Source organism: Algibacter sp. AS12, assembly GCF_046736315.1.
Taxonomy (GTDB): Bacteria; Bacteroidota; Bacteroidia; order Flavobacteriales; family Flavobacteriaceae; genus Algibacter_B; species Algibacter_B amylolyticus.
Window position 1 is genome coordinate 848465 of the sequence record NZ_CP151841.1, and the last position, 25130, is coordinate 873594.

The 25130-nt window shown below is 33.2% G+C and carries 24 protein-coding genes; 9 read left to right on the plus strand and 15 right to left on the minus strand.

Annotated elements, in window-relative coordinates; genetic code table 11:
• Positions 1-299: 299 nt before the first annotated feature.
• A complete protein-coding gene (gene lysS, locus AAFN75_RS03690; RefSeq protein ID WP_411808271.1) occupies positions 300-1994 on the plus strand; it encodes a lysine--tRNA ligase in 1695 nt (564 codons plus the stop codon).
• 332 nt (positions 1995-2326) lie between these two features.
• Positions 2327-4795, plus strand: coding sequence for a hypothetical protein (locus tag AAFN75_RS03695; protein ID WP_411808272.1), 2469 nt, complete (start codon positions 2327-2329; stop codon positions 4793-4795).
• A gap of 1 nt (position 4796) precedes the next feature.
• On the opposite strand, the gene AAFN75_RS03700 is transcribed toward AAFN75_RS03695, so the two are convergent.
• The 5 genes from AAFN75_RS03700 to yiaA form a co-directional block, all read right to left on the minus strand.
• Positions 4797-5621, minus strand: coding sequence for an alpha/beta hydrolase (locus tag AAFN75_RS03700; protein ID WP_411808273.1), 825 nt, complete (start codon positions 5619-5621; stop codon positions 4797-4799).
• Positions 5581-6459, minus strand: coding sequence for an alpha/beta hydrolase (locus AAFN75_RS03705; RefSeq protein WP_411808274.1), 879 nt, complete (start codon positions 6457-6459; stop codon positions 5581-5583). The genes AAFN75_RS03700 and AAFN75_RS03705 overlap by 41 nt, the downstream gene beginning before the upstream one ends.
• 45 nt (positions 6460-6504) lie before the next feature.
• Positions 6505-7068: a GDYXXLXY domain-containing protein gene (locus AAFN75_RS03710; protein ID WP_411808276.1), complete on the minus strand. Its 564-nt coding sequence runs from the start codon at positions 7066-7068 to the stop codon at positions 6505-6507.
• 5 nt (positions 7069-7073) lie between these two features.
• The gene (locus AAFN75_RS03715) at positions 7074-8360 is read right to left on the minus strand and encodes a DUF2157 domain-containing protein (RefSeq protein WP_411808277.1); all 1287 of its coding nucleotides are present in this window, start codon (positions 8358-8360) and stop codon (positions 7074-7076) included.
• 136 nt (positions 8361-8496) lie between these two features.
• Entirely contained in the window at positions 8497-8979 is a 483-nt protein-coding gene (yiaA, locus tag AAFN75_RS03720; protein ID WP_411808278.1) for an inner membrane protein YiaA, read from the minus strand.
• Positions 8980-9132: 153 nt separating this feature from the next.
• On the opposite strand from yiaA, the gene AAFN75_RS03725 reads away from it, so the two are divergent.
• From AAFN75_RS03725 to AAFN75_RS03735, 3 genes are all read left to right on the plus strand, one after another.
• On the plus strand, positions 9133-10650 hold the full coding sequence (locus AAFN75_RS03725; protein WP_411808279.1) for a hypothetical protein: 1518 nt from the start codon (positions 9133-9135) through the stop codon (positions 10648-10650).
• Positions 10651-10685: 35 nt separating this feature from the next.
• Positions 10686-11903 carry a hypothetical protein gene (locus AAFN75_RS03730; RefSeq protein ID WP_411808280.1) on the plus strand — a complete coding sequence of 406 codons (1218 nt, stop codon included), beginning with the start codon at positions 10686-10688 and terminating at the stop codon, positions 11901-11903.
• A 335-nt stretch (positions 11904-12238) separates the two neighbouring features.
• A complete protein-coding gene (locus AAFN75_RS03735) occupies positions 12239-12724 on the plus strand; it encodes a hypothetical protein (RefSeq protein ID WP_411808281.1) in 486 nt (161 codons plus the stop codon).
• A 97-nt stretch (positions 12725-12821) separates the two neighbouring features.
• Here AAFN75_RS03735 and AAFN75_RS03740 read toward each other — a convergent pair whose 3' ends face one another.
• From AAFN75_RS03740 to AAFN75_RS03760, 5 genes are read right to left on the minus strand one after another with little or no spacing between them, the layout of a single operon-like run.
• The gene (locus AAFN75_RS03740; RefSeq protein WP_411808282.1) at positions 12822-13304 is read right to left on the minus strand and encodes an SRPBCC family protein; all 483 of its coding nucleotides are present in this window, start codon (positions 13302-13304) and stop codon (positions 12822-12824) included.
• Between the two features lie 16 nt (positions 13305-13320).
• Positions 13321-14607: a glutamate-1-semialdehyde 2,1-aminomutase gene (gene hemL / locus AAFN75_RS03745; RefSeq protein ID WP_411808283.1), complete on the minus strand. Its 1287-nt coding sequence runs from the start codon at positions 14605-14607 to the stop codon at positions 13321-13323.
• A 5-nt stretch (positions 14608-14612) separates the two neighbouring features.
• Entirely contained in the window at positions 14613-15398 is a 786-nt protein-coding gene (locus AAFN75_RS03750; protein ID WP_411808284.1) for a glucosaminidase domain-containing protein, read from the minus strand.
• Between the two features lie 4 nt (positions 15399-15402).
• Positions 15403-16311 (minus strand): 1-aminocyclopropane-1-carboxylate deaminase/D-cysteine desulfhydrase, encoded by a 909-nt coding sequence (locus tag AAFN75_RS03755; protein WP_411808286.1) that lies wholly within the window; start codon positions 16309-16311, stop codon positions 15403-15405.
• Positions 16301-16639, minus strand: coding sequence for a hypothetical protein (locus AAFN75_RS03760; RefSeq protein ID WP_411808287.1), 339 nt, complete (start codon positions 16637-16639; stop codon positions 16301-16303). The genes AAFN75_RS03755 and AAFN75_RS03760 overlap by 11 nt, the downstream gene beginning before the upstream one ends.
• 160 nt (positions 16640-16799) lie before the next feature.
• On the opposite strand from AAFN75_RS03760, the gene AAFN75_RS03765 reads away from it, so the two are divergent.
• From AAFN75_RS03765 to AAFN75_RS03775, 3 genes are all read left to right on the plus strand, one after another.
• Positions 16800-16964, plus strand: coding sequence for a DUF5522 domain-containing protein (locus tag AAFN75_RS03765; protein ID WP_411808288.1), 165 nt, complete (start codon positions 16800-16802; stop codon positions 16962-16964).
• A 115-nt stretch (positions 16965-17079) separates the two neighbouring features.
• Positions 17080-17637: a DUF4136 domain-containing protein gene (locus AAFN75_RS03770; protein ID WP_411808289.1), complete on the plus strand. Its 558-nt coding sequence runs from the start codon at positions 17080-17082 to the stop codon at positions 17635-17637.
• Positions 17638-17826: 189 nt separating this feature from the next.
• Complete coding sequence (locus AAFN75_RS03775) at positions 17827-19584, plus strand: aromatic amino acid hydroxylase (protein WP_411808290.1); 1758 nt, start codon at positions 17827-17829, stop codon at positions 19582-19584.
• Between the two features lie 43 nt (positions 19585-19627).
• On the opposite strand, the gene AAFN75_RS03780 is transcribed toward AAFN75_RS03775, so the two are convergent.
• The 3 genes from AAFN75_RS03780 to AAFN75_RS03790 form a co-directional block, all read right to left on the minus strand.
• Positions 19628-21088, minus strand: a complete 1461-nt coding sequence (locus AAFN75_RS03780; protein WP_411808291.1) for a potassium/proton antiporter — start codon at positions 21086-21088, stop codon at positions 19628-19630.
• A 95-nt stretch (positions 21089-21183) separates the two neighbouring features.
• Positions 21184-21726, minus strand: a complete 543-nt coding sequence (locus AAFN75_RS03785) for a hypothetical protein (RefSeq protein ID WP_411808292.1) — start codon at positions 21724-21726, stop codon at positions 21184-21186.
• A 185-nt stretch (positions 21727-21911) separates the two neighbouring features.
• Positions 21912-22661, minus strand: a complete 750-nt coding sequence (locus tag AAFN75_RS03790; protein WP_411808293.1) for an enoyl-CoA hydratase/isomerase family protein — start codon at positions 22659-22661, stop codon at positions 21912-21914.
• Positions 22662-22772: 111 nt separating this feature from the next.
• Between AAFN75_RS03790 and AAFN75_RS03795 the strand changes: the two genes are divergently transcribed.
• Positions 22773-23078 carry a rhodanese-like domain-containing protein gene (locus AAFN75_RS03795; protein WP_411808294.1) on the plus strand — a complete coding sequence of 102 codons (306 nt, stop codon included), beginning with the start codon at positions 22773-22775 and terminating at the stop codon, positions 23076-23078.
• On the opposite strand, the gene AAFN75_RS03800 is transcribed toward AAFN75_RS03795, so the two are convergent.
• Positions 23073-23687 (minus strand): DUF4230 domain-containing protein, encoded by a 615-nt coding sequence (locus AAFN75_RS03800; RefSeq protein WP_411808295.1) that lies wholly within the window; start codon positions 23685-23687, stop codon positions 23073-23075. The two genes, AAFN75_RS03795 and AAFN75_RS03800, sit on opposite strands and share 6 nt — an antisense overlap.
• 481 nt (positions 23688-24168) lie before the next feature.
• On the minus strand, positions 24169-25113 hold the full coding sequence (locus AAFN75_RS03805) for a GSCFA domain-containing protein (protein ID WP_411808296.1): 945 nt from the start codon (positions 25111-25113) through the stop codon (positions 24169-24171).
• Between the last annotated feature and the right edge of the window lie 17 nt (positions 25114-25130).

The following is a 25130-nucleotide window of genomic DNA, read 5'->3' on the forward strand; positions in this document are numbered from 1 at the left end:
TGATTTACCTATTGGACGATAAAGTTACGTGTTTGTTACACTTTATGTAGCAGATACTATTTATTTTAAAATCATTATAAATACGCTAAGATACTACAGAACAATTACCGTAAATGGCGGACCAACTCGCGCTAGGGATAGTAGCGGATAGCCCACAGCCTGACGAAGGAAGTGCGAGGACTTGTAGCGGATAGCCCGACCCTTGGGGAGCGCCCAAAAAATTCATAAATCAATAGCTGTAAATGGGAAATCAAATGTTTATCTTTGTGCCTTAAAAATTTTCACCTAGTATTTAGAATATGTCACAATTATCTGAGCAAGAACTTGTAAGAAGAGAGAAATTAGCAAAATTACGCGATTTGGGTATTAATCCTTATCCAGCAGATTTATATCCTGTTAAGGACACATCGAAATCCATAAAAACCAATTTTAAGGAGGAAAATAAAGTGGTTATTGCTGGTAGATTAATGTCTAGACGTATACAGGGTAATGCAAGTTTTGCTGAGTTGCAGGATGCCGATGGCCGTATTCAAGTGTATTTTAATAGAGATGAAATTTGTACTGGCGATGATAAAAGCAAGTACAACGATGTGTATAAAAAATTGCTAGATATTGGTGATTTTATTGGTGTTGAAGGCGAATTGTTTTTAACCAAGGTAGGAGAAAAAACGGTAAAAGTTAAAAACTTTACTTTACTTAGTAAGGCTTTAAAACCTTTACCATTACCTAGAACTGATGCCGATGGAAAAGTGCATGATGCGTTTACCGACCCAGAACAGCGCTACAGACAACGTTATGCCGATTTGGTGGTAAACCCACAGGTTAAAGAGGTGTTTGTTAAGCGTACAAAATTGTTTAATGCTATGCGCCAGTTTTTTAATGATTCTGGTTATTTCGAGGTTGAAACTCCTGTTTTACAGCCTATTCCTGGTGGTGCTGCGGCGCGCCCGTTTATTACACACCACAATGCTTTGGATATCCCTTTGTATATGCGAATTGCAAACGAATTGTATCTTAAAAGGCTTATTGTTGGTGGTTTTGATGGGGTTTATGAGTTTTCTAAAAACTTTAGAAACGAGGGTATGGACAGAACCCACAACCCTGAGTTTACAGCCATGGAAATTTATGTTGCTTACAAGGATTATAACTGGATGATGGATTTCTGTGAGCGTTTATTAGAACATTGCGCTATTGCTGTTAACGGCAGTACTAAAGCAACTTTTGGCGAGCATGAAATAGATTTTAAAGCGCCTTATGCTAGAGTAACCATGGCAGATTCTATTAAGCATTTTACTGGTTTTGATATTACAGATAAATCTGAAGATGAAATAAGACAAGCAGCAAAAGACCTAGGTATTGAAGTTGATGCCACCATGGGTAAAGGCAAACTTATTGATGAAATTTTTGGTGAAAAATGTGAGGGCAACTACATACAGCCTACCTACATTACAGATTACCCAAAAGAAATGAGCCCACTGTGTAAAGAACACCGTGATAACCCTGAATTAACAGAGCGTTTTGAGCTTATGGTTTGTGGTAAAGAAATAGCAAATGCATATTCTGAACTTAACGACCCAATAGACCAACGTGAGCGTTTTGAGCACCAACTTAAATTGGCTGCTAAAGGTGATGACGAAGCTACCGAGTTTATTGATCATGACTTTTTACGTGCTTTGGAGTATGGTATGCCTCCTACATCTGGTATGGGTATTGGTATGGATCGTTTAATTATGTTTTTAACCAACAACCAATCGATCCAGGAAGTGTTGTTTTTCCCGCAAATGCGTCCTGAGAAAAAACCTTTAGCTATTAGTGATGATGCTAAAGCAGTTTTAGAAATTTTAAAGAAAGTAGAAAATCTAGATCTTGTGGCTTTAAAAGGTCAGTCTGGTTTATCTAATAAAAAATGGGATAAAACAATTAAAGAGTTAACTAAAAATAACCTTGCTAAAGTTGAGAAGACTGATGATGGGTTGTTTGTTAGCGTGGTTTAATATTTACTAAAAATATAAAACACAAAAAAGCCAGTAATTTTTTAAAATTACTGGCTTTTTTTAAACTAACCAACTAAATCTATTAACTAAACTCAGGTCAAATATCACACATTTATCCCTTTCCAATCATAGCTTTTAGAAATGTTTAACAGTGGTTTGTTTAATTTTAATTTTTCTTTAAGAGTTCTAGGTATCGTATGTTAATTTTTTAAGATATTACAAGGTAATTTTAAACTAATTCCTTTTTATAAAGTCTTACACGAGAACAATTACTTAATACTTTAGTTACTATATTTATTGTTTAAAAAAAAGCATCACTAATTACAATTAGCATGATTAAAAAAATTGCAATAGGTATTACACTATTTACACTTTTAGGATTCACATTAGCAAATAATTTTAGAGAACTAGTGCTAGGTAAATTAGAAAATTATGCAGCTAATTATCCTGAAAAAATATATGTCCAAACAGACAAACCATACTACACTACAAGCGAAGATATTTGGTACACTGCCTATCTAGTAAACGGTATTTCGCATCAAAAATCAGACTTAAGTCGGGTCCTTTATGTAGAACTTGTTAATGAAAAAGACAGCATTGTATCTAAACGACAGCTCTACACTGAAGATGTTAGTGTTGCCGGCGATTTTAAAATAAACAAAGATTGGAAATCTGGAAAATACCTGCTAAGAGCCTATACAAACCATATGCGAAATGATGATGCTGATTATTTTTTCCAGACTCAAATTCCTATTTGGAATGTATCAGAACATGATACTCTTAACAAAAAGTCTAATGTTTTATCAAATACTTCTTTCAGTACTAAAAAAGGCCCTGTAACACCACCTGAAATTGGATTTTATCCTGAAAGTGGTTATTTAGTAAACGGACTAAATACCAAAGTAGGTATTAAAATTAAGGACCAAGCTTATCACGATATTGAATTAAAAGGCAACATTAAAGATTCTAATAATAACGTGGTCTCAACCTTTGCTACCTACAAATTTGGGTTAAGTGTTGCATCCTTATTACCCGAAGCAGGCAAAACCTATTACGCCAGCATTATGTTTAATGGTGAAGAAGTAAAATATCCGTTACCAGAAGCTTTACCAAGCGGTTACAACCTAAACATGATTAATTCTGGCAACCAAATTATCGTGCAAGCATCATCTAACACTGGTATTGGCTTAAAAAACACGTTTTTGGTGGCGCATCAACGTGGACATTTAATTTATGAAAGGCTAGAAACTGATGACAAAAATAACTACAAAGTAAAAATAAACACGGCTGCTTTAAAGAATGGCGTAGTTAGTTTTACTTTATTTAATAGCAGCGGTAATCCTGTTTGCGAAAGGCTAGTTTATGTAGACAACCAAAATGATAATGCAAACATAAAGGTAACCTTAGATAATGAAGCGCCTAAAACCAGAGACAAGGTTTCTATGCAAATAGATTTAAGTGATAAAACCGGACAACCTTTGTCGGGAAATTTATCAATGTCAATTACCGATATTGATGGTGTTGGACAAAGTGCGCAAAGCGAAAACATAAAAACCTACCTTTTATTAAATTCAGATTTAAGAGGACCTATTGAAGACCCTGGTTATTTCTTTCAGAATGAAAACGATATAAAACGACGTTATTTATTAGATATTTTAATGCTTACTCATGGCTGGAGACGTTTTACTTGGAATGATTTATTATACAAACCACCAACAAAAAATCGCTTTACTCCCGAAAAAGGTATTCTTATTTCAGGCAACACAAGTAGCTTAAAGGGAAATAAGCAACCTATACCAACGGCTACAAGAATTACTCTTATGGGAGGTTTACCATACCAAGAAAAAAAGCAAACCGATATTAAAGGTGTATTCAATTACGGTCCTTTTGTTTTTAATGATACCTTAGCCATACTTTTAGAAGCTCGCGTTAAAGATTTTAAATCTGATAATGACAAAAAAAACAGGTTAGTTTCCATTGCTTTAAACAACACTAATTTTAGTAGCCCAAAAATCACCAGAAATGATGTTTTAAAATCAACATTACAAGACAGTAGTAAAATAAATAGCTTTTTACAACAAGCCAAAAACATATTCCAAATTGATGCAGAATTTGCTAAATCTGCACGAGTACTAGATGAAATTGTTATTACAGCTCAAAAAGAAACTGAAGAAGAACAAAGAGAACAAGAATTAAATGACAGAACAGATTATGGCTATGCATCAAAACGATTAGATATGAAAAGTCTTGAAAACCAAAGTCACTTATCTATTTTCGATTTACTAAACATGCTTCCTGGAGTTACTACTCTAAACGATTCTATATATGTACGAAACGAGACACCAGCAGTTTATTTGGACGGTTTTCAGGTTGAATTAGTAGATATTTCTCATCTAACTGGTAGCGACATCGATTTTATAGATGTACTATCGGGTGCTGAAGCTTCTTCTTTTAGCAATGCTGGAAATGGCGTGGTTGCCATATACTCTATAACAGGCGCCAATATTTCGATTAAAAATGTAAAACGTAAACCAGGAATTATTGATTTTGAAGCCATAGGTTTCTACTCTGCTAGAGAGTTCTACGCTCCGGATCATTTAAATGGTTTTGAAGAAGCCATGAAAGCTGATATTAGAACCACTTTGCATTGGGAACCCAAAATAGTACTCAATGAAAACAACACTAAGGCTGAAGTTTCCTTTTTTACTAGCGATAAGAAAAGTAATTATGCTATAAAAATTGAAGGTATTACAGATTCAGGTATTCCTGTATATCATTTATCTACATTAGAGGTGGACTAAATTATTTCAATATATCATCTATTTGTTTATGGTAACTTTCATAAGTACTTAAATTACCATGATTTCCCCCTTCAAAAGTAATAAATGTGTTTTTTTCTTTTGGAGCAGCTTCAAATAGTTTCTTTGCAGATTCATAAGGTACCACTTGATCGTCGGTACCATGAAGAATTAAAATAGGACAGGCAGTTTCTTTTATAAATTGGTAGCTAAGTATTTTATATTTTAAAAGATTTTTCACGGGAAATATGGGAAACCTAGATTCTGCCACATCTAAAATACTATAATAAGGTGTTTCTAAAATAAGGTTTTTAGGTTTGTTCTTGGAAGCAACATACGTGGCTAAACCCGTTCCTAAAGAGCGTCCGTAAATAGTAATATCTTCTTCATTATACTTTTCTTTTAAATAATCATAACAATATTGCGCATCTAAATACAATGCTTTTTCACTTAGCTTGCCTTTACTTTTTCCGTAAGTTCTATAATCCATAACCAAAACATCATACTGTTTTTCAACAAAGTATTCTGCTAATGTTCCCCAACGCGATAAATCGCCCGCATTCCCATGAAAAAACAGCACTACACCTTTTGGATTTTCTATTTTAAAATGAATCGCATTTATTACGGCGTTTTCTTCAGTCTTAAAAAACAATTCTTCAAAGGGATAAGATAATTGATATTCATAATCTTGCTCCAAAACTGTTGGCAAAAACATGAGTTTTTCTTGAAAAAAATATAATAACGATCCAACCATAAGATAGAGACTAATTAAAACTAAAAATACTTTTTTAAGTTTTCGTTTTATTGGGTTTTGAGCTATGTTTAACATGAATACTTGTAGTTGATAAATCGATTTCTTGAGGGTTACTATTTATTATCTCATGAATCATTTTATGATACGATTCGAAATTATTTAAATCTTTGTGTCCACCGCCAATAACCGAATGTAGCTTTGTGAGTTTCGGATTTACTTTCGATAGTTTAACGCTAGTTTTATACGGAATAAGCTTATCGTTTGTACCGTGAATAATATGAATTGGGCATTTTACATATTTTAACCATTTGTAAGTGGGCAACGGATATTTTATTAATAATGATAATGGCATAAAAGGCGCATAACGTGCGGTTACTTTGGTTAAACTGTAATAAGGTGCATCTAGAATTAACATTTTTGGATTATTCATTGATGCTAATTTTGCTGCAAAGCCAGAACCTAAAGATCTTCCATACAATATAATTCTATCTTCGTTGGTGCGTTCCTTTATTTTATTATAAACGACTTGCAAATCTCTTTTTATCGCTTTTTGCGAGCGTCTGCCGGTACTTTTTCCAAAACCTCTATAATCTACCATTAAAACATTATAGCCATGTCTGGTAAAATCTACCGCAAACTTACCCCAACCTTTAATACTTTTCGAGTTTCCTTTTAAATACAAAACAATCCCTTTCGATTCGCTTTTAGGTTTAAACAAAATACCGTTTATGGTTGCTCCATCTCTTGTTTCTAGATTATGCTCTTCAAAATCTTGGTTTTCATAATAAAACTCAAAATCCTTAGGAAGCTTTTCTGGCTTAAACAACATATAGTCTTGCAGATAAAACAAAGCAATACTTATCGCCACATAAGCAACAAAAAACCAAATAAGAATATGTAACCAATATGGCATATGTGGCGTTTTATGACTAAGATACAATAATTGAGATAATTAAACTCAATCGTCCTTTTCTACATAATCTTTAATAGAAATTTCATTAATAACAACATCATTTAACACGGCTTCTCCATCTTTAACATACACTAAGGCATAAGTTGTATTTGGTAATGAATCGCGCTCATTCTGTCTTACCGCAACCTCGGCATCATAAGCTTTAGTTTCTTCCATATAATACCTGTTAAATGGTAAATTGAAATTTAATTTTTTATCGTTTGAATTATACCAATTAACATCTGCTATAATATGATCTTTAGCTAATTTTAAAGGTCTTTTACTAATATCATTTACCTTAGCAAAACCTAAGCTATCGGTTTCTAAGTACACGTAAACTTTATCGTGTCTCTCCCAAACTGAATCGTTTGTTACAAAAGCATTTAGCTCGTAATTAAGAATAATATATTTACCTCTAAACGGATCGCTAGGGTCAACAGGTTGGGTTTTAAATTTATAGGCTACGCCTGATTTAATAATAGATTCCTTATTAAAAATCATTTGAGCAGGCACGAATAACTGAGCCATTGCAACTACTATAAATAGTATGAATATGTGGATGGTTTTCATCTGTTCTATTTTTTATTATTTGAATTCAATTTTTGCTTTTTCAACATGATATAATTGGTTAAAAAGAAGCCAACACCGACGCTTACAAATAACAAGCCTCTTACAACAAAACTCATATCGGTATCGAAAAAACGACAAACAATAAGCGCTGTAATTATTAGTAAACCATAATTTAAAACACCAAAATGGAATTTATCTGCACCAATTTTAATAGCTATTACGCCTAATGCAAGTATTAATAAATTAATTAACACCAAGGAAGTAAAACTGTTTGACCATTCTATAAAAAATATAATTGTGAATAAAATAAAGACATATTGAAACAGATTGAAACCCTCTATCCATTTTTTAAAATACGAATAACCTAACACGCCTAAAGTCAAAATTAAAAGCAACAACACGACATAAAACTCTTGACTATTAAACAGTAAATGATCTCTTAAAATATCATTCCAAAGCCATTCAAAACTAGTTATTAGCAACATACAAACAGTTCCTAACGATCCTAAAATCAAATAACCATTCCGTCGTAATTTTTGGTTATCAAAATAGGCCAACTTTCCAATATTATAAAGCAACCCGAACAGAATAACATACATTAAAAAACCTAATGTTGCACTTCTTTCCACAAAAGTTCCTAGAACAATAATGACACTTAAAGGCACAAGCCAATTAAAAATAGAAGTAATATTATGTTCCTTTTTTTGCTTTAGCAATTGGTAATAATACGGCAGTACTAAAACTAAAAGCAATAGGTACAACCAAGGCGTATCGTTACCAACAAAATAACCAAATGAGCAGGCGTAACTTGTTGTAAAAGCAATATGTAAAACAGCTAGTGTTTTCGATTTTAAAAGATAAACAAGAGGTAGGCAAAGTAAGATCCACGTTAGTAGATAACTACTAAAATTACCTGGAATATTATAAATCTGGCTTACTAACGCCATACTTGCTCCAACGGCAAAAAATAGAAACACACCAGAACCTTCAAGCCATGTCGCGCTCTTTTTCTTTAAAATAGAAAAGCCAATAATAAGTTGACCAATGACTAATGGCGCAAAGGCAAAAATTGTTTTTATAGATCTTGAAAAATCGTCCCAATTATGAGCCAATATTAAAATAATACCAAGACCAACTAATGTAGACCCCAATACAGCAAACACAGTAAATAAGCGGTTTGGTGCATCTGATTTTTTAGAACTATAATACCGCTCAATATCCGAGGCCACATCAACAGAGATAACTCGCTGAGCAACAAGTTCTTTAATGTCGGTTTGAATTTTTGAATTCATAATTTTAATTTAATCAATGAAAGATAAGTGTTTTTTAAAACCTCGTCACCATAAAAGCAACGAGGTTTTGGGTTAACTAACCAATCATAAAAACAACCCTTTTATATTTTTTGTTTTTGATGGTTTTAAACTCTTTCTAATCCTCATCATCACTAGTTCTATTTATAACTTGAACATCTCTTGTGTTTTTCTGCACTGCAATGGCCGAAAACAAACTTAGCAGAAACGACATCCCATAAAACCCTTTTTCGCTTAATAACAAATCGGCATTCCAAAGTCCAATTACTAATAACACAATAGATATTACGGTTGTAAACCAACTAATGCTATAATAAATATCGGTTACGGGAATATCTTCAATTCTATCTCTAACTGCTTTTTGAACAGATATTACAGAAAATAAGCCAAACAATAATATGGTGAAGTAATAGCCCTTTTCATTTAAAAGCATATCGGCATTCCATAAACCAATACAAAAAGAAGCCATACCAATTAATAATGCAGACCAAGATGCGCCAATGAAGGCTGAAGTTGGTTTGTGATTGTTTACTTTATCGTCTTTTTTACGTTTTGTTTCTTTTGATTTTTCATCTACTGAAACTGTTGTTTGATAATTCATAATGTTTTTGTTTTTAATGATTATGAGGCAAATCTGCGAAATAACTAAATCTCCTAAAACACAACTTTCACAAATAAATGACGATATAAAATAAACATAATTATAAATAATAGCTATATTTACTTATACTACACACTATTTAATGACGATTAAATGACAGATTTAAACGAGATAGTTTCGGCCTTTTCTAGCGAAGACCAGCAAAAATTCATCACTTACCTTGATAAAAAGAACAAACGAAACGACACCAAAAACATCAAGCTATTTAATTTACTATGCAAAAACGAATTAGACTCTAACGCTATTTGCACTAAACTATATGGCAATAAAAAAAACGCATACCACGCGCTTAGGAAACGGCTGTATGAGTCATTAATAGACTTTACAGCCAACCAAAGTTTACAAGAAGAAAACTCTGCAGATATGCAAATCATTAAGTTCATCTTAGCATCCAAAGCCTTCTTGCAACAAAAGCAGTATAAAGTGGCATATAAAATTTTAGATAAAGCCGAAAAATTAGCTTCAACCAACGACCTATTTCCATTTTTAAACGAAATATATCACACAAAAATTCAATACGCCTACGCATATCCCTTTGCAGATATTGATGCGCTTACAGTAAAATTTAAAACCAATCAAAAAAACATTCATTTAGAAGACGAGCTAAATATCGTGTATGCAAAAATCAGGCAAACCCTAAACAGCATCGCCTATAAAGGTGATATTCTAGATTTTCAAACCATTTTAACCAACATCCTAAAAGAGCACAACATCACTTTAAACGATTCTATGTCGTTTAAATCATTATACCAATTAGTAACCATATCAAGTATTTCGGCATTTATAACTAAAGATTATTTAAAAATCGAACCTTTTTTAATCGACATGTACCAAATAATCACCAAACATAAAAATAAACAGAAACAACTATTTTACCACATCCATATTTTGTACGCCATAGCAAATGCACTTTTCAGAAATAAAAAATTTAAAGAATCATTGCAATACTTAGAGCTTATGCACCAACACATGCAATTGCAAAAAAAGAAATACCATAAAACATTTGTTCTAAAGTACCATTTATTAAAAGGCTTAAATTTAAACTATAGTAACAAGCAAGGCAGTGCCATCCAATTATTAGAAACTATACGTCCAGCTAAACATAAAGATATTGAAACGCTATTGGATATTAATTTAAGCCTTATCTTGTTCTATTTCCAGAAATTAGATTTTAAAAAAACGCACAGCTTACTCTCTAAACTATACCATACCGATACTTGGTACGCCGAAAAAGCAGGAAAAGAATGGTTAATTAAAAAGAACCTAATTGAAATTCTTTTACATATTGAGCTACAAAACATCAACCTAGTAGAATCTAAATTACTAAGCTTTAAACGTCAATACATCCCATACCTAAAAAGCATAAACCAACAGCGCGTTATTATCTACTTAAGTTTTGTAGAAATGTATTACAAAAGCCCAGAAAATGCATGTACACCCGCTTTTAAAAGCAAAATAAAAGCAAACTTTAATTGGCAAAAAATACATAAAGAAGACATTTTTGTAATTAGCTTTTACAGTTGGCTAATTAGCAAAGCAACCAACACCACAGTATTTAAAACCACATTAAACCTAATAAATAAGGCACAATCAGAATTAACAATCACATAAACTATAATTATTTAAAGTTTACCTATTTTTGCGCAATGCTAAAAAAAAGTATATTCATTTTACTCGGTTTATGTGGCTTCCTGCTTACGGCACAAGCACAAGATAGTTTATCCTTTAAAAACGGAATTGACAACCCAAGTATATTATCTACCCACCACTTTGGTATATTTAGCTCGCGTATAAATACTAATTTTAAATACGCACCGCCAGAAAAAACTACATTAGCCATAAACTATACATCCGGAAATACGTTTCACCCGTTTGTAGAAGCGCATTACCCTAAAGACCCCGTAGTAAGAAAAAAACTAAGTCAAGTAATCTGGTACAGCCGTAGGTTTGAATTTTTAGATCAAGAGCTAACACCAGCCGATTATTTAAATATCGTTATAGATGCTATAATTAAAGAGTTTCGAGTTACCGCCAACATCCCAATTAACAAACAACACGAATTAGCTGTAACCCTTCGGTCCTATTTAATTACCAATGGAAAATACCCATTTTCCTTGTTTACTAGCGACGAAAGTATAGAATGGTTTCACAGTAATGTAGCAGGTGGCGAAGATCCTTTTGGACGACGCTATTACGGATTAAACCAAGTAAACTTTAACTATTTAGACCGAAACGGCAACACATTACAACTCAACAATAACGATTTTTTTACTGGCGGCTTAGAACTAACACATTATTATTACCCAAAATTAGCCATAAACAAAACCAGAAACATCTATCTTAATTTTGGCACACACTTAGGCTGGAACACATCAAAATACAATGCCTCCTTGGACGCTGGTATTTCGGCAAACTTTATAAAAAAACTGGCATTAAAAAATAATTACGAGCTTAACTTCGCAGTAGGCGTAAACACCTTAGCAAAAAACATTGTAAACTTTAAAGAGGTTATCGACCTAGGAAACAGCCCTTTCCTAGCTACCTTCGAAGGCGAAATAGAACTAACCAAATACACAAAAAAGGGCAATTTTAACGCCTTTGGTATTAATTACCACGCCCAATCGGCATATAACAAACAAGACGAAAGCAATTATTATAGACTTATTGGCAAATGGCGAGAAATAAAAGGCGGCTGGCAAAATGGAGTTTACACACTTTATGAACCACTAGCTAGTTGGAATTTCATATACACCTACGGCACACCTAAATACAAACTTTCACTCTTTGTAAAAGAAGACTTAAGAGTAAATAACGCACCAGATTTTCAAACAGGCATAAGTTTAAAAGTACCAATCGCAAAATAATTTGGGGCGTTACTTTTTACTCATACCTTCAAGGTTTCCAAAACCTTGCAGGATCATAAAAAGTCGGGCTTTCCATTACAAGTCCTCGCTCCCAAAAGGTCGCTGTGGGCTTTCCATTGCAATCCCTAACGCGGGCAAGTCCGCTACAGCCACTATCCTATTTTAAGTTACCACATATCCGCAAACAGACCAACTTAAATCGTCCATAACCAAAGGCATTTTAAATTCCAAACACACCGTAAAACTGTTAATATGTAGTTAAAAACAATACTCCCATTAAACCCTTTTAATTTTAGGAAGTCCAAAAGACAAATAAATTTAAAAACAATAAAAAAATGAAAAAATTAATATTAATCGCTGTAGCATTGTTCGCATTACAAGTTTCGGCTCAAGAAGAAAAAAAAGAAAAACACAACAGAGGTGAAAGAGGAGAAAGAATGATGAACCTATCAGCCGAAGAAATGGCAACATTTCAAACTAAAAAAATGACACTTGCCTTAGATTTAACAGAGTCGCAACAAAGCAAGGTTCAAAAATTAAACCTAGAAAATGCCACCAAACGTAAAGAAATGATGGAAAACCGCAAAGCTAAAAAAGAAAATGGCGATGCTAAAAAACCAACAAAAGAAGAACGTTTAGCAATGGCAAATGCCAGATTAGACCATAAAATTGCAGAGAAAGCTAAAATGAAAGACATTTTAAACGACGAGCAATATGCAAAATGGGAAAAGATGCAAGCTAGAATGGGGAAAAAAGGAAAAAGAAAAGGCGAAGGAAAAAAGAAAGGCCAAAAAAGAGGCTATGATGAAGGTAAAATATAATTAGTTATTTTAATTAGAGTTTAGTTAATGTAAAAACGCATCTCAATAATTGAGATGCGTTTTTTTTATACATTATTTTACCAACCCATTAAACAGTTTAATCTGTTAATAATACAGCTTTCCATTTCTCAGATTCGGCAAATTCTTTTACAATCCGGTTTCTTTCCACAAGTAAATTAGTCATATACCTTTTTAAAAATAAGTAATCTGCCAGTTTTCCAAAAACACCATAAGGCGATTCATAATCAAAAACATCAATCATTAATGTACCACCATTATTTAGTGCATTAAAATGATGCTCATGCCTAAACGATTTAAAAGCCCCTTTTTGCATTTCATCAACAAATACATCCGGACGATTAAATTCTGTAATTTTCGAAGTTAGATTCTGGTAAACCCCTAAGTGTTTCGCCCTCCAAGTTACACTTTCATGCAAGCCTATTAAACCTCCAATGGTTCCTGCAATGGCTTTCTCATGGGTTTGCTTGGTAGAAATTTTATGTAAATCGATACTTCTAGAAAGATCAAAAACAATTTCTTTTGGCGCTTCTATTTCCGTTTTAATTTCAATTCTAGGCATTACACAAATAAAAAAACTACAGTGTTTTAGCCACGGTATTCACAGCAGCAATTGTAAAATCTAAATCCTCATAACTTAAGGCATCTGTAATAAACCAAGTTTCAAAAGCACTTGGCGCAATATAAACACCAGCGTTAAGCATGCCGTGAAAAAACTTTTTAAACGTTTCATTATTACCTTTTGCAGCGGTATCAAAATCAATAACTGCAGCCCCATCAAAATGTACCGAAATCATAGAACCGTTTCTATTTATGGTATGTAGTATCTTGTTTTCATTTAAAACCTTCGCAATACCTAAATGCAAATAAGCGGTTTTTTCTTCTAGTCTTTTAAAAACTTCTGCATCTGCGTTTAACTCCTTTAGCATTGCTAATCCGGCAGCCATAGCCAACGGATTACCACTTAAAGTTCCCGCCTGATAAACAGGCCCTAAAGGCGCTAAGTAGTTCATAATCTCATTTCTTGCTGCAAAAGCACCAACCGGCAAACCGCCACCAATAACTTTCCCAAAACAAACTATATCTGCATTTACATTAAATAATTCCTGCGCTCCACCTTTTGCTAAACGAAAACCAGTCATCACCTCATCGAAAACCAATAAAATATTATGTGCATCGCATAAATCTCGCAACCCCTGTAAAAATCCTTCTACGGGAGGAATGCACCCCATATTTCCAGCTACTGGCTCAATAATTATACAGGCTATTTCGTTTTTATTTGCTTCAATTAAAGCCCTTAAATTATCTAGATCATTATAACGTGCTAGTAAAGTATCTTGCGCCGTTCCTTTAGTAACTCCAGGACTGTTTGGCACTCCAAAAGTACTCAGACCACTTCCTGCCTGAATTAAAAAAGAATCGGAATGCCCATGGTAACAACCAGCAAACTTTATTATTTTATCTTTTCCGGTATATCCTCTTGCCAAACGCACGGCGCTCATACAGGCTTCGGTTCCAGAGTTTACAAAACGTATTTTATCAATATTAGGCACCATTGAAACTGCTAATTCTGCAATTTGAGTTTCAATTTCGGTTGGCATTCCAAACGAGGTTCCTTTTTTGGCTTTCTCGACAACGGCTTTAACCACAGGCTCAAAGGCATGACCTAAAATCATAGGACCCCAAGAATTTATATAATCCACCAAACGGTTTCCGTCTTCATCATACAAATACGCACCTTTAGCTTCTTTTACAAAAATGGGTTTTCCTCCCACACCTTTAAAGGCTCTAACTGGAGAATTTACGCCTCCAGGAATTACTTTTTCTGCTTCGGCAAATAGTGCACTGCTTCTTTTATAAATCATTATAACTAATTTTTTGTTGATGGTTTAACCACTAACTCCTGCCCAATACTAATAGCAGAATCAGGTAAACCGTTTAAATTTTGAAGTTCTTTTACCGAAATATTATAGCGTCGTGAAATGGAATATAACGTATCGCCCTTAACAACGGTATAGGTAGTTCGGTTTGATGTTACTGGGCTTTTGTAACTTACATAGTTGTCGCCAAGAACGGCTTTATCAAACTCATATAACTTGTAGCGCTCTATTAAACTTATTAATTTTTGCGGATATTTAGGGTCTGTAGCATAACCAGCTGCCCGTAAACCTTTAGCCCAACCTTTATAGTCTTCTTGTTTTAATTTAAATAACTTCGAGTAGCGAGATCTTTCTGTTAAAAACAACGAGTGGTCTCTAAAAGAATACTTGGCATCTTTATACTTTCTAAAACATTCCTGTGTAGCATCGTCATCATGATAAATCTTTTGCCCTGTCCAACCGTGGCACTTAATACCAAAATGATTATTCGCTTCAACAGCCAAACGGCCATTTCCAGAACCAGATTCTAAAATCCCTTGAGCCAAGGTTATACTTGCCGGAATACCATACAAACTCATTTCTTGCTGTGCCGTTTCACTATGAACATCAACATAACGCTCGGTATTACTCGCATATACTTTAGTATTATTTGGAGTTTCGGTTGTTTTTCGAACATCTCTTGTTGTGGTATTTGGCTTTTTGGTAACCACACTTTTTTTAGACTTACAACTAAAAAGCACACCTGCCAAACATATAATTACTATAATTCTATTCATTACATTACATAATTATTGGTAAATTTTTCTTTTTTAAAACAGCATTCATACCCGCAATTCCTTGCAAACCACCTGTATGAATAGCTAATATTTTTGAACCCTCTGGAAAATATCCTTTTTCAATTAAATCGAAAATACCAAACAGCATTTTTCCGGTATAAACAGGATCTAAAGCAATACCGTAATCTTGTTTAAACGTATTAATAAAAGCAATTAAGGCTTCATTAATTTTAGCATAACCACCAAAATGATAATCGGTAATTAATTCCCAATTGGATTTGTTGGCAAATTTACTAATATCTTCTTTTAAAAAGTCGCCTTTTAAGGCAGGAAAACCTAAAACTTGTTGACTAGGTTTTAAACAATTAATTAGTCCAGAAATTGTACCACCAGTACCAACTGCTGTGCAGATGTAATTAAAATTGAAATCTTCTGGAGTTAAAATTTCTTCGCAACCTTTAATAGCAAACGCATTAGTACCACCTTCCGGAATATGATAAAACGAACCAAATTCTTTTTTTAAAGCTTCTAAAAACCTTGGATTTGTTTTATCGCTATACGTCTCGCGCGATACAAATTTAAAACGCATACCATTAGCCTTGGCAAAACTTAATGTCGCATTGCTCGCCACTTTTTCAGCAAGTTCCTCGCCGCGAATAACTCCAATTGTTTTTAAACCTGTCTGCTTACCTGCAGCCGCTACAGCAGCAATATGATTTGAAAACGCCCCACCAAAAGTTAACAAGGTATAGTAGTTGTGTTTTTTCGCTTCAAGTAAATTGTATTTTAACTTACGGTATTTATTACCAGATACAAATGGATGGATATCATCTTCGCGTTTTATATAAAGTTCTACCAATTTATTAGGCAGTTTTATATGCTGGTTAATACTATTTTCAAGCTTAAATATCATGATGGCGAAGATACTTCAAAAAACTCCAAATAGAGCGACCGTTAATATATTCTAAGTTAGTTTGGTTGCAATAAGCTTCGCGCTCAAACGAAATATTCCGGTAAGCTTTTTGCCAATTTCTATACTGCAAAAGTCGTATTAAAAACTCGGCAAGGTAAATCACATAAAAAGGAAGTATTAAAAGCTCTACCTGTTGCTTTAAATGTATTTTTTCATGATTAATTAAAACGGTATTCGTTTTTAAAGCTTCCGATTTTAAAAAAACAAAAGGATAAATAGTCATGCCAGTGTATCCTTTAGGTACTAAATATTTAGAAATAAAAATCATATTACATACATTTCAAAAACCAATCCAACATTTACCTTAAAGTATTTTTTTTAATTAAAACAGCATTAAGCCTAAAACCAATAGCTATTCTAAAAAAATACAATAACAAATTATATGGAAGGTGTTTAAGCTTTTTCAATTTACATTATCTTTGTTACAAATGAAAAAAATAATTCCTATTGAAGAAGGCGATTTCTATTGGACACCCGAAGGTTATCGTTGTTTTACAGAGCAATATCACTTAAAACGTGGATATTGCTGCGAAAGCGGATGCCGACATTGCCCTTATGGATATAATAAGGCTACAACCCCCACTAGAAAGTAGTTGCTCAAACCAAAATCCTTGGTATGATTATTGATACTACTATTTAACATGATATTTTAATAATAAAGCTAAAAATTAACAGTTTACAGCTACTATAACCTTTAAAAATTGTACTATGAAAAAACTTTTCACAACCCTACCAGTTTTAGTTTTACTATTAGTGGTTTCATCTTGCAGCTCTGTTAGAGTAGCAGCCGATTACGACAAAGAAGCTACATTTAGCCAATACAAAACCTTTGCCTTTTTTAAAACAGGTATTGATAAAGCAGAAATTAGCGATTTAGATAAACGTAGAATTCTTCGTGCTATCGAAGCCGAACTTTTAGCTAAAGGTTTTACAAAATCTGAAAACCCAGATGTATTAATTAGCTTATTTACAAAGTCGCAACAACGTGTTGATGTTTATAACAATTCTTGGGGCATGGGCCGCTGGGGTTGGGGCGGTTACGGAGGCTTTGGTCCTGGTTGGGGCTGGGGTTATAATCAACCTAGCACAAGTGTAAGCACACAAGGCCATTTATATATAGACATTATTGATGCCAATAAAAAAGAATTGGTTTGGCAAGGTATGGGAACTGGCTATTTAAGCAGAAACATGGAAAAGAAGGAAGAACGTATTAAGGAGTTTGTTTCTCAAATCATGGAAAAATATCCTCCTGGAGCAGAAAAATAATTTTTCAGGAATTTAAAATTCCAAAAACGTATTTAAAAAAGCAACTCGATTAGGGTTGCTTTTTTTTATATCCTATAGTCTCAGAAATTACTCGATTAAAAATACACCTCATTGAAAGAAAACCTAAAAATCATAATTATTAATGAATTATTCGTATTTTTATAGTGGTTTCATACATAAAACTTAACAATGTCGGATTTATTTGAATCGAACGAAATACTAAAAAAATTACCAAAACACTTAAAACAGTTTATTAAACCTCAAAATTACGAGGATTATTCAGCTATTAATCAAGCGGTTTGGAGATACGTGATGCGTAAAAATGTCGATTTTTTAAGTAAAGTAGCACATAAATCTTATTTAGATGGTTTAATACAAACAGGGATTTCTATTGATCATATTCCAAATATGTATGGCATGAACCGCATTTTAAAAGATATTGGTTGGGCAGCTGTTGCGGTTGACGGCTTTATACCTCCAAATGCTTTCATGGAATTTCAAGCTTATAATGTATTAGTAATTGCAAGCGACATTAGGCAATTAGAACATATTGAATATACACCAGCTCCCGATATTATTCATGAAGGTGCAGGGCACGCCCCTATTATTGCAAACCCAGAATATGCCGAATACCTAAGGCGTTTTGGCGAAATTGGCTGTAAAGCTATTTCATCGGCTAAAGATTACGAACTTTACGAGGCTGTAAGGCACCTATCCATTATAAAAGAAGCTCCTAATTCCTCGGAAAAGGATATCGCTTCCGCGGAAGAGAAAGTTGACCATTTGCAAAACAACATGGGTGAACCTAGTGAAATGGCACTAATTAGAAACCTTCATTGGTGGACCGTGGAATATGGTTTAATAGGTAGTCTTGAAAATCCAAAAATTTATGGTGCTGGATTATTATCGTCCATAGGAGAAAGCGCTTGGTGTATAACGGATGCTGTTAAAAAACTGCCCTACAACATTAATGCAACATATAAAGATTTTGATATAACTAAACCTCAACCTCAACTTTATGTAACACCAAATTTTGCACATTTAAGTTTAATTCTTGAAGAATTTGCGAACACCATGGCTTTGCGTAAAGGTGGATTACAAGGTGCACAAAAATTAATTGATTCGAATGCCTTAGGCACTATTGAGTTGAGCACAGGTGTACAAATTTCGGGTATTTTCACTCAAGTGATCCAACACGAAGGCCAACCGAGTTACATACAAACCACAGGACCAACAGCTCTAGCTTATCGCGAAAAAGAATTAGTAGGGCACGGCATAAGCACACATAACAAAGGATTTGGTTCACCCATAGGAAAACTAAAAGGCATTAATCTAGCCATTGAAGATATGAGTCCTCGAGATTTAGCGGCTTACAATATTTATGAAGAAAAAGTGGTTACCCTAGAGTTTGAAGGCGGAATACAAGTTTCAGGGGAAATTATAACCGGAAAACGTAATTTACAGGGCAAAATTATACTTATTAGTTTTAAAAACTGTACTGTTTCTTATAATGAAACCATTCTTTTTAAACCCGAATGGGGAAATTATGATATGGCTGTGGGTAAAGCTATTGTATCGGCCTTTTCGGGACCTGCCGATTTAATTAGTTTTGATTTAATTACACATAAAACAAGTTCGAACACCATTCATATTAAAAAAACAAAAGCTCAGTTAGCCTTGGAAACCTTGTACCAACAAGTTAGAGATTACAGAAAAGGTACCAACACTACCGTTTCTAGAACTAAAGTTTTAGAACAGCTTATTGAAAACCATCCTAATGACTGGCTGTTAGCTGTTGAATTATATGAGTTAGCGCACTTAGCCAATGAAACCGAGTTATGTGAAAAAATATTGAATCATCTGGAAACAGTTAAACAAAACAAACCAGAATTAGGACACTTAATTGATGATGGTCTAGAGCTTGTTAATCAAAAACCATTAAGCTAATACTATTTTAATTTACAAGTGATTTTAGCCACATAATCGCTTTCTATTTCTCGAGAGCTTTATACACTTCATCAAAAACGTTGTGTTTATCTGCGAGAACTATTAAGGTGTCTTCCGCTTTAATTACTGTTGCTCCGTTGGGTGTCATGTAATTATTATCTCTTATAATCATGGCTATTATTGCATTTTTAGGAAACCCCAACTCTACAATTTTTTTGTCTACCGCGAAACAACCTGAAGTTATTAAAATTTCCTTCATTTCTGCTTTTGGATTATCTGACATGAGTAAATCTGTTGCCGTTAATCTTTTTGCTTGTTCAGGTAAAGCCACATTTAACCATTTCGCTACGATAGAAAGCGTAGTTCCTTGAATTAATATGGAAGTTACCGAAATAAAGAATACTATATTAAAAATCATGTGCGCTTTATCAATACCTGCTAAAAGCGGATAGGTTGCAAACACAATTGGAACGGCACCACGTAAACCAACCCACGAGATATAAAATCGGCGTTTAAGTTTCATTTTAAAAAATATAAGACTAATAAACACACCTATAGGTCTAGCAACTAAAATTAAGAACACCGAAATAAGTAAACCAATACCCATATACGGAATGATTTGCGATGGAAAAACAAGCAGCCCTAATGTAAGGAATAGAACAATTTGCATAAGCCACGCTAAACCATCAAACATTTTTAAAATGGTTTTTTTATGTATTAAATCTTGGTTACCTAAATAAACAGCACAAATGTATATGGCAAGAAACCCATTTCCGCCCACAAAATCGGTAGCAGAAAAGGTAATAAACATTAATGTGATTACTAATACAGGATAAAGCCCTTCAAAATCAAGTTTTATCTTATTGATAATATATTTACTAGATACCCCAAAGGCAATACCTGCGATACCTCCCAGAACCATTTGCTGTAAAAACAGTGGAATTATAGATATAAAACTTTGGTCTTGATGGATTACTAAAGTTAAAAACGCAAGGGTAAGCACATAAGCCATAGGATCGTTACTACCACTTTCTAACTCCAAAGTTGGCCTTAGGTTCGTTTTTAATGCAATACTTTTTGAACGTAAAATTGAAAATACAGCAGCAGCATCTGTTGAAGACACGATAGACCCTAGCAACAAACTCTCATAAATAGTAAAATCTGTAACGTAATATACAAAAATCCCAAGAGAAACTGCCGTTAATAAAACTCCTAATGTGGATAACACCACACCTTCTTTTAGAATGGGTTTAACATCTTTCCAGTTGGTATCTAATCCACCCGAAAACAAAATAAAATTAAGAGATACAATGCCTATAAATTGTGCAAGTTTTGGGTTATCAAAACGGATACCACCAATACCATCTGAACCTGCCAACATGCCTATAAACAAGAAAAGGAGTAAGGTTGGTACACCAAATTTATAGGTAGTCTTACCGGCTATAATACTTACAAGAAGTAATAAGGAGCCAACTAATAATATGTTTTCGATAGTTAAGTTCATTGTTTTATTCTCTTACTTCTATTTAAGTAAAGGCATGTATATTTTTTTGTAAAAATTAATAAAACTCTTAAAATCCATTCGGAATATTTTTAAAGTTAAAAAAAGCTAATTCTTTTAGACTTCCTCATATCAGGATTTTTAAAGTATTTATGTCTCACCCATAATCCAATTCCAAAAATTCCCAAGGCAAAAGAAATCAAAAATCCGAATCTTGAATGCGATTTCGATTCTTCAAAACCATAAATTATACTTCTATTCTTATCGGCTATTTGAAAAACGGTCGGTTTATATTCATATTTTTGGCTTTGTTTTATCCAAACACTAGCACTTCCTGATTGTCTTAATTGATTTTCTAAATTCTCAAATCTTTCATTAATTCCACTTTGCCCTATATTTTTCATAAGGACATATCTACTTTGAGACGAATTCAGTGTAAATTGTAGTTCTGATTTAATACTATTTGAACCTCTATAACTCTCCACACGGGTATAATAAATATTTAATTCACTTATTTCTCCATTAATTTCAATTAGCGAACTTTTTAAAGTAAAAAGAGTGGGAGCAAAAAAATAAAACGCACAAACAACCGAAGTGATTCCAACAAATAATCCTTTCTCAGCGTAATATGCCTTATTCATTTAATTTTCGGCGAAATGTGAAATATGGTTATAACTACAAAATTTAAAACGAAACTAATACAAATACTACCCCATAAACAAATCAGGATAACATAAATATTACACTTCTGTAATCCGGTAAAGATAATTATTTTTGATGGGAAAAATAAGGCAAAACCCTTAAGAAAAGTGAATCTCAATACAATTTACCTAAACCTTTTCAAGGTGTTTTTAGTAAACTTACTTAACACCAATTTTCCACTCATTTCTGCACGTTCGGCAAGTAATGCGTCCCAATTTTCGGTGCCTTTCCAAAACACTTTTTTCATTTCATTAATTGCTTCAGGATTATAACTCGCTAATTTTTCGGCTAAATCTGCAACAGCTATATCTAACTCTTCAGTAGTCTCAAATACTTCGGCATACAAACCTTTTTCTTTAGCAAATTGAACCGAGAAAAATGTTTCTGCATCAATAGTCATTTGCGACATAGCGTTTACTCCAATTTTTCTAGACACTGCTGGCTCTATTACAAATGGTCCTATACCAATACTTAATTCGCTTAATCGAATAGAAGCAAATTTTGAAGCTAAACAATAATCTGTTGCTGCAGCTAAACCAACACCACCACCAACAGTTTTACCCTGCACGCGCCCAATAATTAATTTTGGGCATTTACGCATAGCGTTTATAACGTTTGCAAAACCTAAGAAAAATTGTTTTCCGCTTACTTCGTTATCAATAGCTATAACCTCGTTAAAACTAGCACCTGCACAAAAGGTTCTGTTACCGCCACTTTTTAAAACAATAACTTTTATGTTATCGTTACTACCGGCATCTATAATAGTTTGCTGTAATTTTGATAACACATCGCTAGGCATAGAGTTTCTATTAGGATGATAAAACTCTATATATCCTACATTATTAGTAATAGTAAGCGAAACGTAAGCTTCCATAAATTTAAAATTTTAAAAGCTGAATATACATAAATTTTTAATGTATCCTTATGCAACTCATGTTACTTAAACTTTAAAAATAATTAAAGTACTTTGCATAAAAAATAAACTATGGGCTTATTTAATTTTCTATTTGGTAATAAAAAAAACATGATAAACGATTTTAAAACAAGAGGTGCCGTTATTATTGATGTAAGAACGGTTAATGAATATAGCCAAGGTGCCATTTCAGGATCTAAAAACATTCCATTACAAACTATAAATGCTAAAATTGCTGAAATAAAGAAGTTAAACAAACCCGTAATAACCTGCTGTGCGAGTGGTATGCGCTCGGGTAGTGCGGCTTCCATTTTAAACAGTAATGGTGTTGAAGCTTTAAACGGTGGTGGCTGGACAAGCTTAAGAAATAAGCTATAGTTTTATACTTTGTAAATCTTTTGCAGATTGTACAGGTTGTGCGTTGCATTTTAATGTCCACCCTAAAGAATTGGTAAGGATATAAAATTTTGATAGTTCGCTAATTAATCTGTTTTTAGCATTTGCTTTTAAATCTGAAGCTTCAATCTTATTTGTTAGCATCACATTTACAGTATTTTTAATATCGTTATAATCCTTGGCTTCAAATGGATTTAAGTAATCTGCCTGTACATCATAATACTCCAAATCTGGATGAATTTTTACTTCTTCTTCCGGGATACTTAAAATCGTTAGGGTTTTATCAGCTTCATTAAGTTCAAATTCAATTTTACTTAAATCGTAAGCAACAGTTACATCGGCATTTACAACAATTAAAGCTTTCTTTTCAACCGAGAACAAATCACCAAAAATATCTTTTGAGTTTTTATAATTAAAAACTTCGCTAAAATGCCCTTCGGTAACAATAAGCTTACCAACATTTTTTATTTGTTCTTGAATAAGGACCGAACTTTCTTGAAGCATTATTTTATCCTCTTGCCTATCTCCACAATACTTAAAAGTAAAGAGTATTACTAAAGTAATAATTACACCAAACAGAATTTTTCGCATGTACTAATTTAGAAATAATTTTAAAACTATAAGGGCAGTATAAGTTAATTTTTAGGCAAAAAAAAAACATCAGTTTCCTTCGACATAAGAAGTCTAAACCAATGCATTTTTACTAAACTAAACTAACACTGCAAATATACAGCACAATAGTAGCTTTTATATTACCTAAAGGTTAACGAATTATTAATTTACCCCCATTACCAGGAAAATAATGAAAAAAAAAAACACCAACATTCAATCATGTAACTGATTAAAATATTGGTGCTTTTTATATAAATTGATTAATAGCAAGATGAAACTACAATTAATTAATTGAGGTCTATTAATTTCTCGACTAAGTGCGAAAAAAAAAGCTAATCGCAATAACCTGAGAATCAATACCAAAATACGATACATTTTTTAGTACGAATTTTATGTAATCCACTTAAAAAAACACATATTGTGAACTTCCAGTAAACTTCATCTTACAAGTTACACGTGCTTAAAATTGAATATGGGAATATGACGACTGAAGTTTCTTCATTTTTTCTTGTAAATTTTTAAGAAACTTTCCGTGTGCCTCCGATGTTTCATTAAAAGGCTCATGTTGTAGACCTTTTTGAATAACATTAACCGCTTCCATAGTTTTAAATGATGCCTCCGAAATCCAAACCGCCTTAAATTTTTCCCATATGTATGTTACCGCTAATGGGCTTGGGTGAATCATATCTGCATTGTAAAAACGATAGTCGCGAAGTTCGTCCATCATTATTTCAAAAGAAGGAAAATAATAAGATTGCCCCATTAAAACTTGATGAATAGCTGCTATTAAATGCGCTTTACTTTGTGTGCTTTCTACAAACCCATCTTTTATATGCCGTATTGGAGAAACCGTAAATATTACCGAAACCGAAGGGTTAACACTTCTTATTAAGTTAAGAATGTTTTTTAAACACGCTTCTATTTCTGCAACCGATAACAATTCCTTTTTAAATTGCTTTTGCGGTACCTTATGGCAATTGGCTATAACTTGTTTTGTTTCAATATTGCTATACACCCAAGCTGTACCTAGTGTAATAACAATATGCGATGCTTTTTTTAAATTTAAAGCCGTAACATTAATATGAGCGTTTAATTCATTTAATAAATCCTCTTTTGATGGGCGACTTAATTTTGAATGGGCATCAAAACAATGCCATTGCTCGTTATGATAAAATACATCGTTTTGTGTATATACATAACCACTAACAGCTTTAGAAATTAAGGTTTCAATAGCTTTAGGATGAAATAATATACCAAACGGGTTTTGAGTATTTTTAAATTTAAAATAGCTTAGCTTCTCTCCAATATTTTCTGAAAAACAGGAACCAAACAACAGCACATTAGAACTGTAGTCTATTTGATTTTCTGACTGTGATTCTAACGGTATATTGGTTTGAAATTTCATCTTGGTTTTTTTATAGC